The organism is Kitasatospora sp. NPDC001175 (assembly GCF_053598215.1).
This window is the reverse complement of sequence record NZ_JBSFJU010000046.1, coordinates 25,725-39,038: the sequence shown is the minus strand read 5'-3', so window position 1 is coordinate 39,038 and position 13,314 is coordinate 25,725. Positions and strand designations below refer to the sequence as shown.

Below are 13,314 nucleotides of genomic sequence, written 5' to 3'. Positions count from 1 at the left end.
ATCGGCCGGATACGGCGGTGGGCGGGTTCTGCGGCGCTAGCGCTAGGTGGCGTCGGGGCTGCCGAGCAGGATCGCGTTCTTGACGCCACCGATCTGGTAGTTGCAGCTCACGGCGTAGTCGAAGTCGAGACGGCGGGTCTGGACGCCGGGAACGGGGTCGAAGGTGAGGCGTTCGTCCGGCTCCTCGCAGTTCGCGGTGGGGCAGACCTCTCCGCGCTCGAGCATGAGGAGGGTCAAGGCGACGCCCACGGCACCTGCAGGCGCGCCGTTGTGGCCGAAGCACGCCTCCTGCGAGGTCATCAGCAGGTCGGCTGCGGCGGATCCGTAGAGCTGTCCGACGGCGTTCGACTCGAAGGCGGTCACCACCACGTCGCCGTCGCTGCCTCCATGGATGTAGGGGACCTGCTCGATGCTCCAGCGTTCGCCCAGGCAGGCGCGGATGGCTGCGACGAGCGAGGCGCCGCTCTGGTCGCTCGCCAGCGGGTTGGAGAGGCCGTCGCGGGTCATGGCGTGTGCGAGGACCTGCCCGTAGACGTGTGCTCCACGCCGGTCCGCGTGCTCGCGGCTCTCCAGGATCAGCGTCGCCGAGCCTTCGCCGTGGTTCACGCAGTCGGCGCGCCGGTCGTATGGGCGCATGATGCGGTCGAAGGACGGCAGGAGTTCGGGCATGCCGTCGACTCGGATCGCGTCATAGCTGTGCTGGGCCCCGTACAGCAGGCGCTGGACGTTCTGGATCACTTCCAGGCCGAAGACGTCGACGCCGGTGACGACGGCGAGGTCGACGGCACCGTCAGCGATCATCCGGCGGGCGTTTCCGATCTGCACGGCCGAGGACGCGCAGCCGCAGGACACCGTGAAACACGGGCCGGTCGTGCGGGTGTACGCCCCCTGGACCAGGGCGACGTCCGACGGGGTGAGTGCCTGTTGGCCCCGGACGAACAGTTCCATGGCCTCGTGCGGCAATGTCGTGCCGGCGTCGGCCTGGGCCACGGCGAGGTAACTGGGGACGTTCGCGTCGATTCCCCCGCGTCCGGCCAGGACTGCGGCCTCGGCGAGGTGGCCGGCGCGGATGTCCAGGCCGGCGTCCGCGCTGGCTTCCACCAATGACGTCAGCCCGAACCGGTGGGCGTTGGTGTAGTGCCGGGAGAAGATCCCGGGAAGGTCAGGCAGGCGCTTGTCGAAGACAGCGGCCGGCAGGTCGACCGACCCGTAGTACACGCCGTGGTGCTTGAGGCATGAACGGCCGTGCGAGGCGACTTCCCACAGGTCGGCGGCCGTAAGCACGGGACCGTCGGTGCCGGGCAGGCAGAAACCCATGCCGGTGACCACGGTGTCGCGTGCGCTCACACTGTTGCTCCTCGGAGCGGGTTTCCTGCTCACCGCGTTCCTCCCCGTGCCAGGTGGAGACCGCCCTCCACAAGCCCTTTGAAGGCCAAGCCGCTCATGCCTTACCTCGGTCTCTGATGCTTCGTCCGGACGGAGCTTCGCGCTGCCGCCGGCCCGGGGCCGGCCGGGGGCTGCAGCTGCCCCGGGCTGCACACGTCGGTGCCGGAGCCCGGGTCTCAAAGCGCCTTCCGGCGGATTTCTGGATTCGAGCGCTATCCGCCCGAAGTGATCGGCTACTCTGCGATCGCGGTTCGATACACCCACCTGTAGACCGGAAGGCGCTCATCGCTGATAGCAGCAAATTCGTTGGCGAATTCAAAGTGCTCATAGCCGTTTCGATATGCAACCTTGATGTGGTCCTCGAACCGGTCGACAAGCACGTTAAGAATCCTCGGTATGCCATCCGGCCCCCCTTCGAGAAGGACGGACAGTGAGCGAGGCATGATACTCACCCCCTCGGAGGCGGAAGAGTATGCCGCGATCAATCAAGAATTCGCAGCACGCCGTGAATTCCCGCACGAAAGATCGCGAAACGCCTGACAAGGAGACCGGCGGAGCGCTTTAGGGGAAGTGCGCCCCCATCCCGTCGCCCGGCCGTCTTGCAAATCAAACGAGGCGCATAGTTCAGATTTTATTACCGCCCCTTCGGGTCGGCTCCTCGATCAACAGAACGAGCCGAAGCCAATTCCCCAGCCGCACGGATCAAATCGGTCGCCGAAGATCTTTTCACGGGAGGGCCAGCCGCCGCTCCAGCTGACACCTCGCACGAATCGCGACCACCTTTAGCCGAAAGCCCAGCAAGCCGCACACATGACGCCATGCCTCAACCCGGACCATAAGCCACAATCCGGCACATCTCCGGGCGGATCAGTCGCGGTCTACCGCTCCGGTGGGCCGCCGTAGATATTCGCCGAACGGCTTCGCATTTGATCGTCAAGGCAACTTGACGGCGCATCGAGAAAAAGTCACTCCCCTCGTCAGCTGATGCTTCGTCAGAGAACTTTCTGCCATTGATGCTCCATCAGGTGACTCCTAGCCTGAAATGGAGACGCCCAGACGGCCGGGCCGAGATGGCCCGCCGGCGTCAGTACGGGGAAGGGGAAAGAAAATGTCACCGATTCTCTTGGCTATCGTGCCCTCGCAGGGTCCGGCCACCGGGGGCAACACCGTGACGCTGGTCGGCAGCGGCCTGACCGGTGCCACGGCGGTCACGTTCGGCAGCACCCCGGCGACGTTCACCGTGCTGTTCGACGGGGCGATCACGGCCACCGCGCCGGCCGGAAGCGGCACGGTCCCGGTGACCGTGACCACGCCCTCGGGCACCAGCAACCCGGTGAACTACACCTACCAGGAGCCGGCCGCGCCGGTCATCATGGCGCTGGTTCCTCCGGTCGGCCTGGCCATGGGTGGCCTCCCTGTCCTGATCGTGGGCACCCACCTGTCCGGCACCACCGCGGTGACCTTCGGAGCCGTCCCGGCTGCGAACTTCACCGTTCTCGGTGATGGCGCCGTGCTGGCGATCTCTCCCCCCGGAAGCGGAACGGTCCAGGTCACCGTGACCACGGGAGCCGGCACCAGTAACGGCGCCAGCTACACCTACCTGTAGGACGGCCGGGCGCAGGTGCAGCGGCAGCCCGCCCACTTCGCGCCGGAACCGAGGCAGGAGCACTCGTCGTGAGCTCCGGCAGGTCCACAGCACCTGCCGGAGCTCAACGGCGTTGAAAGGCAAAAACGCCTCCGAGCCCGGCAGCACGAGATTCCACTTCACTGCCGGCGGAACGCCGGATCGGCGAGAGCGGTCTGCGTGCCAGGATCAGTGGCGGTGATCTCGGTATGCGAATTATGAGCTCTGTGATCCTTCGTCCGATCTTCATCATCCGGATACCCGAGGATGCTGGCGACGATGTGCCGGCCTCCGCCGAACCGATCCCGAGCACGCCGATACCCGCCTGCGTGATCGAGCCGCAATCCTCGGGTTCGCAGCCGGCGCGCCGCCGGGATGACAGCGCAGAATGAGATGATGTGTCGTCGAACTGGGCGTTGACCCGGTGTTCGCCGGATCCGCCGCCGACGGAAATCAAGCGATAGGACCGTCCCGGCCACTGCCGGCGGCGCCTCGATCAAGCCGGGCGCGTAGCCGGGGGGACGTCATCCGATCCGGCGGTGACGGATTCGCGAAGCTTCCGACCATGCCGCTTGCCACACCGATCTGCATCACTGCCGAAGTCCGAGACCGCCCTACACTCCACGTCGTGTCGGAAGATGCCGAGGGAAAGCCAGCACCGCGTACCGAACCGGGCCCGATACGGCAGCCGAAAAGCCGGAGACGGCTCAGCGCATGTACGAATCAGTTTTCCGTGCGCTTTCGACAGGGCTGCCTCGCAGAACCGGTCCGCATGCCTTGGCGGCAGGACGCGAAGCCGCTCGACTGGACCGCTCATCACCTCGGACGTCCCGCCGACGGTTCCAAAATCCTCCCGCCGACCGCAGCGGAGGGTCCTCCGTCGGCGCCGCCGTTGTCCGGCTGCTGCAGGAATCGGAAGACGTGGCCGCGGAATCGAATCTCCAACGGAGAGCGCTGCGGCGCCGGGCATTCGGTTTCCGGTGCCGCCCATGGCTTCCGAACTGCAGCCGCCGCGTCGGCGCTGCGGGAGACACCTTCACCGCCCTCATCGGCGGCGCCGTCCTGCGGGACAGAGCCGACCGGAGTGACAGAAGAAACCGGTCCGGACGGATCCGTCCCAGCCAAGGAAGCACAAGCGGCGTCACAGCCCCGCTATCGGGTCGCCAGCGACAAGCCGTGTACAGAAGCATCGGCCACAGCCAGCGTCGCCAACAGCATGACCGCGCACCAAAGCCCCTTCGCGTCGGCGTGGAGCGACCCCTGGCCTTCAACGCGGCCAGCACGTTCCGGAGTGCCTTGGTCGCCCCCATGACGCCTCCTGGCGCATATGGGCCACACCGGCCGACGCAGGGATCGACGTCGGCCGGTGGATCCAAGTCCTCTCAGGGGCTGCCCATCGCGGCAGGTCGGCCTGAGCGCGGACGACTCCCCGTTCGGGAGAGGAAGCGGACACGCCACCTGCTGCGTTCCCCCGGAGAGGGATGGGCGGCCCGCCGGTTTGGATACAAAAATGTAATCCAGAGGAGTGAAACGATTACAAGAATCCCGTTGCCAAGTCACCCGATCGGCCGAGCGCGCGGCGCTGGACCGACCGCTGGCACCTCATCTCCCGGGTCCCATGGCGCGGTCGGACCACCAACGCGGGCTCCTTCTCGGAGCGCTACCGGCGGACGATGATGCCTGGCGTCGAGGTGAGCGGTGACGGCGTGCAGGTGCTTCCGCTGGTCGCCGTCCAGGCTGAGCACGGCGTCGTCCGGCACCGGCGGGAGCGCGGCGGCTGCAATGCCGGTCCGGCGGCAATGCGTTGCGGGGGCCTCCGCGCGGGCGTCCTCGCCACAAATGTCGCCCTGGTGGTGCCGGGCGATCTCGAACGCGTCCCTCGCGCGCCCGGTGACGTGTCGTTGGGTGCGTGGGTTTGCGTCGTCGCTGCCGAAGACGAACCGGGACCGGGCGGCAGACGGTGCCCGGGCCACCGACGCGGTGGCGGGCCGCTCGCACTCGCAGGAGTGGATGCACGGCTACGGCCGTACGCTGCTGACCCGGCTCTTGGCGGCTGTCGGCCACACCTCCGACTACGCCGACGCCGCCGCCAGTGCGACGTCCTCGACCGGGCGCAGCACATCAGCGACAGCACGGGCCTGCAAGGCTCGGACGGCCGGCGGCGCCGGTTTCGACTGGGATGGACGCCGCCGACGCCCCAGGCGCATGTCTGGCCGAGCGCGCCGAGCAGGCCCACACCCTGGCCCCACGGCGGCGGCACCCCCGCGCCCCCGAAACCCGCCACGGCCTCTTCGCACCTGACGACCCGGAAGACAGCACGCGATGACGGCCTTCGAGTCGTGTGCCGGGTCGCCGCGTCGACGGCGGTAGGTGGTGATCGGGAGGATCGCGGCGAGCAAGAGGACCAGCGCGATCAGCACTCCCAGGAGCAGCGGGGCTGGTCTCGACGGGGCTTGGGGGTGTGCAGCGACGGGTGAGGTCGACCCGGCGCCGTGCGGATAGGTGATCTTCGCTTGGCAGGTCTCCTGCCTAGTCCGCCCCCTCGTCACCCATGCCAAGGGGGCGCCTTCCCCGCTGGCCGCGCTTTGCGCTGCTGGGCCCGCGTCACCCGTGTCCGGCCACAGCAGGGGCAGTACGAAATCCACTCACAGGCAAAACAAAATATCATGTTCAGATTGCACCATTCGAGTGAATCCGAGTATCTGCCGATGACACTCGCGCAAACCGTCGACACAATCGGGAACAAGCGCTCCGCGTGATAATTCCGCGGAAAGAACGACCTCAGTGGAGGTTCGCCATGACCAACTGCTCGAATGTCGACGCCCGGGCCGCTCTCGCCTTCCTGAAGAACAGCGGGCTGATCAACATGAACACTACTCTGGAGCAGCTGGTCAGTGCGACCACCACGCTCGGAGAAATCGCCGGCTATGTGCTGGCCTGGGACAAGTACGTGCTCGTTGTCCCGTCCGTGGCCGAGGACGTTTCGCAGGCCTAGCCGGAGACCGCGTCGCGCAGGGGCTCCCACCCCAGAAACATAATCAAGGGGTCTGTGACATCGGATCAGGGGGCGACTGTGACGGACATGTGGCGCACGGTGGAACGCGCAGCGGTCTCCTGGCTGGCCGCGCACCGCTCCCGCTTCGACCCCGACGCAGCCGAGAAGGGGCGCGTGCTGTTCGTCCGCAAGGCGCTTGTCGAGGTCGCGTTGCTGGTCGGACTCCGTGCCCGGGCAGAGTCCGGGTCCTTCGGCGACGACGCCGACTATCGGACGCTGCTCGACCAGGTCACCGAGGTGACGTCCCGCGCCTCGTATCGTGAGCTCGTCGCACGCGACGAGCGGGCCCTGCTCCTGTACGCGGGCACTTACGCGTCACGGCGGCTGTGCGGGCAGCGCGACAGTGAATTCGAGCGCCTCATCGAGCAAGCGGTCGCCGGGCGTTATGCGGCCTGCTTCGAGCGCGTTCCATTTCGGCAGCTGGACCTGCTGCACACACTGGAGTTGTCCGGAATCGATCACGGGATGCCAGCGGTCGGCGCTGTACTGCCCTTCTCCCTGTTCTGTGCGGATCCATCCGTGCTGAAGCTGAGCGACGGCGATATCTACGCGATCACGCACACCGTGTTCTACGCCACCGATTTCGGTCGGCGTGTTCCGCGGTGGCCCACTGGATTCGATCTGTCCCGGGCCGTGGAAATGCTGGAGTCGCTCAGCCTCCTGTGTCGCCGCAAGGAGAACGCCGACCTCGTCGCCGAGCTGCTCTGCTGCCTGCTGTGCCTGAGGATCCACGACTCGCCCGAGGTGGCACGGGCCTGGGCGTTTCTCGCCGACGTGCAGGAGCCCAGCGGGCGGGTCGCCGGGCCGGACGGGGTCCTTCCGCCGGAACTCCAGAACGGCGACGCGGAATACCGCGACTGGGCCACCGGCTATCACACCACGATCGTCGCGGCGCTGGCCGGGCACCTCGCCCGCGACCCGGCCGTCCTCCGGCAGGCGAGCCCCTCGCCGGCCCGGTCCATCGGCAAGGGAGGACTTGGGCACGCGATCCGGCGTGCCACCGCCTGGCTGGCCGAGGCCGCTCTCGAGGTGTCCTTCGACGACGCAGTCCCGGCAGCGGGCGCTGCCGCGCGAGGCGCACGCTCGGTGGGGGAACCACAACTCGCCGCCCGGGCTCTCAGCAGTCTGGCGCAACATGCCAGGAACATCCTCGACCAGCCGGTGGCTTGGGGCCGGCAGGGCGTCGACTCCGTCGCCGAGTGCGCGCGAGGCCTTTCGGCCGCCGGGCTGACCTGCGACTCCCTCGACCGGTTCCTGACGGAAACGGCAACAGCGCTCACCGAACTCACCGTCATTCCTGCGACCGCGGCCGGGGGAGTCAGCCGGCTGCGGGACCTTGGCCGACTCACCCCGGAGCATGCGGCTCTTCTTCTCGCTTCCACGAACCCCACGAGCCTGCTGGCAGGGAACCGCGCGCCTGCAGTCACCGCCGCAGCCCTTGCGCAGTATGCCGATGGCGAACCGCATCGCCTCGGCAACGACCTCTCCACCTGGCACCTCGTCGCAGAGCGGTTCGCAGCCGCGGTACCGGCCGCCTGCCGGAGTTACCGGCTCGAAGAAGTCGCCGCGCTCCTCCAAGGACTGGGTCTGCTCGGCTGGGCCGACCACCGGATCACCCGCGACGGGGTCGACTTCCTGCTCGGCCAGCAGCACCCCACAGGCGCCTTCGGCTACCCGGCGTGCGACGGCCACCGGGAACGAGCAACGGCGCTACGCATCTGGACCCAGGGGTGCGTCGTCGCCCTGTCATGCCTGTACGACCTTTGATAGCTCGCTGTGGAACCGATGTCGTAAATCGCTGTTGGTCGTGATCATCGACTGGAACAATCCCGTTCGCACGGCCGATGATCGGCCGTGCTCACGCCAATCGCGTGACCACGGAAGCGGGGGGATCGAGATGAAGATCGCACGAGTGACGAAGCCCGGAGCGCCGGGCCGCGCCGGACGGCTGCGCCCGACGGCGGCCAGGCTGGGCCTAGCGGCCCTGCTGGCCGGCGCCGCAGGCACGGTGGCGGCCGGGACCACCTTCGCGCAGAGCGGCGCGGCACCGGCGCCGTCAGTGTGGAACAACACGGGATCGGTGGGCTCGCCGACGGAGTGGAACGGCACGGGCGCCGCGGTCCGGCCGACGGAGTGGAACGGCACGGGCGCCGCGGTCCGGCCGACGGAGTGGAACGGCACGGGCGCCTGACACCTGTGACCGCTCGCGGCTGCGGCACCCCTTGCGGGCCGCAGCCGCACCCCGGGCCACGCCGTCAGCGCTGCCGGACGCTCTCCGCGAGGGCGTCCGGCAGCTGTGCGGCGTCGTGGCCTCGGACGGGCCGAGGACGCCGGCGCGCGGCAAGGCGGTGGAGCCATCCGGACTGGCCCGGCCCCGCGCGAACGCGGACCCGCCGGTCCGACTGGACACCTTCGGTCAGCGCGGACGGGTCGGCTGCCGGTTCCCAGCACCGGATGGGGCACCGGTGACGGCCGCACGCGAGGCGGCCTGGCCGGGCGCGGGCAGAGTCGTTCCGCTCGCCGATGAACGCGGCCACGTCGCCGAATGTCCCGTCGTAGTCCTGGGCGGGGGCCGGCCACAGCTGCCCAGGGACCAGATGACAAGGCCCCCAGCAACTGTCGGCATCACACCGCAACACCGTCGACAACCGGCACCGCCCCGGGCTCCGCCGCCGGCACACTCACCTGACCCTGGTCGTCTGGCAGCAACAGCTCAGCGGTCCACAGACGGGCCGCACTCCCCCGCCCGCTCGATTGCACTGTCACCCGGCGGTGAAGCAGCTGCCCATGCCCATCGTCGAGCCTGGACCAGGCGGCGGCGGTGACCTCCAGGCGCAGCTGGGCGCCGCCCGGCCAGGGCCCGTAGGAAGAAGAGGACCGAGCCGGTACGGCGCAGGTGGGCGGCCAGGCGGGCTGCTGTGCGCGGCTCCGTCCGGTCCGGCGGCCGAACCAGGAGCAGCGAGAGCTGAGACGACCTCGGCCAGGTGCTCGCCGGGCTCGTCGACCAGCAGGAGGCGGTGCATCGGGATGCCGTGGCCGATCGCCGCCGCCAGCCCGAGGTCCGCCAGCCCGAGGTCCGGCCGCGGACCAGGTCGCGGGCGTCGCATCCGCCGGCCCCACCGCGAGCGCCAGGAGCAGCGACAGATCAGCGGATTCGCAGACGGTGCCGCGAGCCAGCCCGCCATGGGGAAGCAGCGGCGCGAGGGGTGGGTGGACGGCGACGGTGGCGGCGGCCTGGCGGGCGCGGGTTGCCGGTGAGGTCTGTTCGAGGAGTTCGGCGAGGGTGGGTTTGGCGGGGGGCGGTGGTCATGGCGCGCCCTCGAACCGGGCCCTGTCGCGGTGAGGCCTGCCGATGCGGCGGCGTCCGAGGGCTGCGGGATGGGGCGGATGGTGGCGGGGTCGTAGAGGTTCCCTGTCAAGCTGGCGGGTTGAGAGTGTCAGCACGTCGGCAGGGGATCGCTGTGCCAGGGGGAAGGGGCATCTCTCGCAACTGCTCATTTACGAGAGGTGCATGAGCCGCCTGGAAATCATGGCTGGTTCCGACCTCGTGACCGCGCGGGCCTCAGGCCGCTCGATCCACCGTGGAGAACGCATGGACCTGCGCCGGTACAGGACGGGGCCCGGCCGCGCCAGCGTCTCGCGTGCCGCAACACCAGCGCAGCCCGGTGGGCATCACGCGTAGTTGCGCAGTTCGGGCCAGGTCGTGCCCCAGGGGCGGACGGAGTCGGTGCAGATATAGACGTGACCGCCCGATTCGATGTTGTGCACGCCGTCGGGGTTGGTGAGGGTGGCAGCTACGCGGACGTTCCGGAAGTACTGGCGCAGGTGGGCTTCATACCCGGGGGCGTAGTCGGGGCCGGGGGCAATGGCCATCACGGTGGTGGCGTTCGGGTTGCCGGGGCCCCACCACCAGTCGGTGTTCTGGGAGCTCACTGCGGTGGGCAGCCCGGCGGTGCGGCCCAGTTCGTTGATGGCGCCGGCCTCGCTGTAGTCCGCTGCGAAGATCACCGCGTTCGCGCGCTGCTCGGCGGGCAGCCCGGTCCACACCTGCCGCACGGTGCCGACCAGTTGGGGCCAGCCCTGGGTCTCCCCCGAGATCGGGCTGGTGCCGTACGTCCAGGCCACGCCGGAGGCCGGCAGCACCGGCAGCACGACCACGGCGGACAGCGCGGCCGAGACGGCGGTTGCGATCACCAGGCCGCACAACCGCTCCGGTCGGGCGTACAGCCACCTGTCGAGGTCGACCGCGCCGGCCGCCAGCAGGCACACGTACAGCCCGGCCAGGTAGTACACCTGCGCTCCGGTCGTCACGGCGAACAGGACGAACAACGCCGCGTACGCGATCACCAGAGCACGCCACAGCGGCTGACCGGACCGCCACAGGAACCGCAGGCCCGCCATCCACAGCAGGGTCATCGCCAGGCAGGACATGCCGAGCTGCCCCATGAGCCAGGTGAGGATGTTGCCCGGGCCGCCGTGCTCGCCGTTCAGCGCCCGCGTCATCTCGAACATGGCCCAGCCGTGGTGCGCCTGCCACCACAGGTCGGGCAGCACGAGCAGCGAGGCGATCACCGCACCCGCGAGCAGTCGGCGGTCGGACACGGTCCGGCGGGCAGGGCCGAGCAGCACCGCAGCCAGCAGGACGGCTGCGAAGATCGCCGCAAGGTGGTTGAACTCCGCGCCGAGGCCGACCAGCACCCCTGCGGCGAGCCACCACCGGGTGTCGCCGGTGCGGCCGATCCGCACGACCACGAACGCGATCGCCGCCCACGCCAGCAGTTCGTAAGACGTCGTGTTGGCAACGTGCGCACTGCCAAGCAGCACGGGCATGGTGCCCGTCGCGATCGCCGCGAGCAGCTGCGCCCGCCGCGCGCCGCCGAACTCCCGCGCGGTCAGGGCGCCCACGACCACTGTGCCCGCGGCGGCCAGCGCCGGCCACAGCCGCAGGCCCACCGCCGAAACCCCGAAGAGCGACAGCGAGACCCGGGCCATCAGCGGCGCGAGCACCGGCTGGTCCACGTAACTCGCCTGGAGGTGCCGGGCGCAGTCGAGGAAGTACAGCTCGTCACGGTGGAATCCGTAACGCTGGGACAGCGCCATCAGCACGGCGAATACCACCCCCGCGACGGCGAACACCCGCCGGGCCAGCGGTGCTATCCGCTCGCCGTCCTGCCCGTCCTGCGCCGCGCGCCCCACGTCCACCATCTCTGCCGCGCTCATATGGTCATCCGTCGGATCGTGGCGAAGCCGCCGGCGAGCAGGACAGCGACGGCGACGGCGAGGACGCCGGTGAGGCCGGTGGCGGTGACGGTGCCGAGGTAGTGGCCGATGCCCGTCCAGCCGTGTGCCCACGTCGCGACGAGCGTAGCGAGGGCCAGCGCGCCGAGTTGTGCCGCGCCGAACGCCGTGGTGCCGGGCAGTCCGGCGCGGCGGTAGACCAGGCCGTACCACATCCCGTAGACGAACATGAGGACGAACATTGTCGTCGCCGTGAGCCACGACAGGTACCAGGGGCCGTCGAGGAGGTGGGGGACGCGGAAGTAGGCCATGTTGATGCCCCATCCGCCGGTCGCGCGTTCGAGGATCTGGCCGATCACGACGACGAGTCCGAAGCCCACGGACAGGGCGAGGGCCAGTGCGGTGGCGCCGAGGAAGTAGGTGCGTCGGCTCACCCCGAGGGTGAGGGCGAACGGCAGCGCGCGGGCAACCGACTGCGCGCCCACGACGAGCATGACGAGCGGGACCGCGACCAGGCCGCCGACCCAGCGGTGGTCACTGTGACCGGCCGGGATGAGCCGCAGGATCACCACGTCGAGGACGAAGCCGAAGGCCGCCCATGCCCAGGGCAGTACGAGGTAGGTGACGCGGTCGAGGAGCAGGTAGCGGACGACGGTGACAATCGGGGTGGAACGCATCAGGGTGTCCTCGTTGCCATGAGCTCGGCTCGGTCGTGGTGCTCGGCCGCGTAGGCCGCGAGCTGCTGGAGGGTGACCTGCTCCAGGCGAAGACACAGGTGGTCGGCGAGTTCGCGGTCGCGGTCGTCGAGCCGGCCGACCATCACCGCCGTGGTCTGCGCGCCCATCGTGCGCCGGTTCAGCGTCGTGCGGCCGGCGACGAGCCGCTCCACGCTGCCGGCCTGGCCGGTGACGGTCGTGGCGGTGCCGCGCAGGTCGTCGGCGGGCGCGTCGAGGACGAGCCGGCCGTGGTCGAGGACCAGGACCCGGTCCAGGAGGTCGGCGGCCTCGTCGATGAGGTGGGTCGAGAGCACGATGCACCGCGGGTGGGCGGTGTAGTCGGCGAGCAGCTGGTCGTAGAAGAGCGTGCGGGCGACCCCGTCCAGGCCCGCGTACGGCTCGTCGAACAGGGTGAATTCGGCGCGGGCGGCCAGCCCGATGGTGATGCCGAGGGCGGTCCGCATGCCGCGCGACAGCTTCTTGATCGGCCGGGCCGGCGGCAGCTCGTAGGCGTCCAGCAGCGTGCCGGCCAGGTCGGCGTCCCAGTTCGGGTACATCAGCGACGCCGCTGTGACCGCGTGCCGAACCCGCAGATCGGGGTAGGTCTGGTCCTCCCGTATGAGGATCAGCCGGCGCAGGACCGCGTCGTTCTCCAGCGGCTCGGCCCCGAACACGCGCACGCGGCCGGCGGTGGCGAACTCCTGACCTGCCAGGATGCGCAGCAGCGTGCTCTTCCCGGCACCGTTGCGGCCCAGCAGTCCGGTGATGGACGGTGTGTCGATCTCGAAGGTGACATCGGTCAGCGCCTGGTGGTCGCGGTAGCGGCGCTTGAGGCCGGCCACCGATATCGCCGGGGTCACGCCTTCACCCCCGTCGTCACCTCGGTCGAGGTCAGTTCCTCGCGCACCAGCCCGAGCAGTTCGTCAAGACCGATCCCGAGCCGTGCCGCCTCGACCACCAGCGGCCGCAGGTAGCGGTCGGCGAAGCGGCGTCGCCGCTCGTGCACCAGCCGCTCCCGCGCGCCTTTCGCGACGAACATGCCGACGCCCCGCCGCTTCTCCACCAGGCCCTGCTCCGCGAGCACGGTGAGGCTGCGCGCCGCCGTGGCCGGGTTGACCCGGTAGAACGCCGCGATCTCGTTAGTGGATGCGACCCGCTCTCCCTCACCCACCGTTCCGTCGGCGATCTGGTTCGCCAGCTCGGCGGCAATCTGGGCAAAGATCGGGCCGTCGCCATCAGACAGTGACATCATGCCTCCATTGCTCTACTGGTTACCTACCTTACTCATGAACCAA

11 protein-coding genes are annotated in these 13,314 nt (G+C 69.4%); 5 read left to right on the top strand and 6 right to left on the bottom strand.

Going from position 1 to position 13,314, the window contains the following annotated elements; genetic code table 11:
* Positions 1-42 precede the first annotated feature (42 nt).
* A complete protein-coding gene (locus ACWDAK_RS27665) occupies positions 43-1,347 on the bottom strand; it encodes a beta-ketoacyl synthase N-terminal-like domain-containing protein (RefSeq protein ID WP_427395056.1) in 1,305 nt (434 codons plus the stop codon).
* Between the two features lie 272 nt (positions 1,348-1,619).
* Positions 1,620-1,829 (bottom strand): DUF5988 family protein, encoded by a 210-nt coding sequence (locus ACWDAK_RS27660; RefSeq protein WP_427395057.1) that lies wholly within the window; start codon positions 1,827-1,829, stop codon positions 1,620-1,622.
* Between the two features lie 665 nt (positions 1,830-2,494).
* On the opposite strand from ACWDAK_RS27660, the gene ACWDAK_RS27655 reads away from it, so the two are divergent.
* The 5 genes from ACWDAK_RS27655 (at position 2,495) to ACWDAK_RS27635 (ending at position 8,256) form a co-directional block, all read left to right on the top strand.
* A complete protein-coding gene (locus tag ACWDAK_RS27655) occupies positions 2,495-2,992 on the top strand; it encodes an IPT/TIG domain-containing protein (RefSeq protein ID WP_344640242.1) in 498 nt (165 codons plus the stop codon).
* Positions 2,993-3,237: 245 nt separating this feature from the next.
* Entirely contained in the window at positions 3,238-3,402 is a 165-nt protein-coding gene (locus ACWDAK_RS27650) for a hypothetical protein (RefSeq protein WP_344640243.1), read from the top strand.
* Positions 3,403-5,807: 2,405 nt separating this feature from the next.
* Complete coding sequence (locus tag ACWDAK_RS27645; RefSeq protein ID WP_344640244.1) at positions 5,808-6,005, top strand: hypothetical protein; 198 nt, start codon at positions 5,808-5,810, stop codon at positions 6,003-6,005.
* Between the two features lie 87 nt (positions 6,006-6,092).
* A complete protein-coding gene (locus tag ACWDAK_RS27640) occupies positions 6,093-7,832 on the top strand; it encodes a DUF6895 family protein (protein ID WP_427395065.1) in 1,740 nt (579 codons plus the stop codon).
* A gap of 145 nt (positions 7,833-7,977) precedes the next feature.
* Complete coding sequence (locus ACWDAK_RS27635; protein ID WP_344640246.1) at positions 7,978-8,256, top strand: hypothetical protein; 279 nt, start codon at positions 7,978-7,980, stop codon at positions 8,254-8,256.
* Between the two features lie 1,481 nt (positions 8,257-9,737).
* On the opposite strand, the gene ACWDAK_RS27630 is transcribed toward ACWDAK_RS27635, so the two are convergent.
* From ACWDAK_RS27630 to ACWDAK_RS27615, 4 genes are read right to left on the bottom strand one after another with little or no spacing between them, the layout of a single operon-like run.
* A complete protein-coding gene (locus tag ACWDAK_RS27630; RefSeq protein ID WP_427395058.1) occupies positions 9,738-11,285 on the bottom strand; it encodes an ArnT family glycosyltransferase in 1,548 nt (515 codons plus the stop codon).
* Positions 11,282-11,980 carry a hypothetical protein gene (locus tag ACWDAK_RS27625; RefSeq protein WP_344640248.1) on the bottom strand — a complete coding sequence of 233 codons (699 nt, stop codon included), beginning with the start codon at positions 11,978-11,980 and terminating at the stop codon, positions 11,282-11,284. The genes ACWDAK_RS27630 and ACWDAK_RS27625 overlap by 4 nt, the downstream gene beginning before the upstream one ends.
* The gene (locus ACWDAK_RS27620) at positions 11,980-12,879 is read right to left on the bottom strand and encodes an ABC transporter ATP-binding protein (protein WP_427395059.1); all 900 of its coding nucleotides are present in this window, start codon (positions 12,877-12,879) and stop codon (positions 11,980-11,982) included. The genes ACWDAK_RS27625 and ACWDAK_RS27620 overlap by 1 nt, the downstream gene beginning before the upstream one ends.
* Complete coding sequence (locus tag ACWDAK_RS27615) at positions 12,876-13,268, bottom strand: GntR family transcriptional regulator (protein ID WP_344640250.1); 393 nt, start codon at positions 13,266-13,268, stop codon at positions 12,876-12,878. The genes ACWDAK_RS27620 and ACWDAK_RS27615 overlap by 4 nt, the downstream gene beginning before the upstream one ends.
* Between the last annotated feature and the right edge of the window lie 46 nt (positions 13,269-13,314).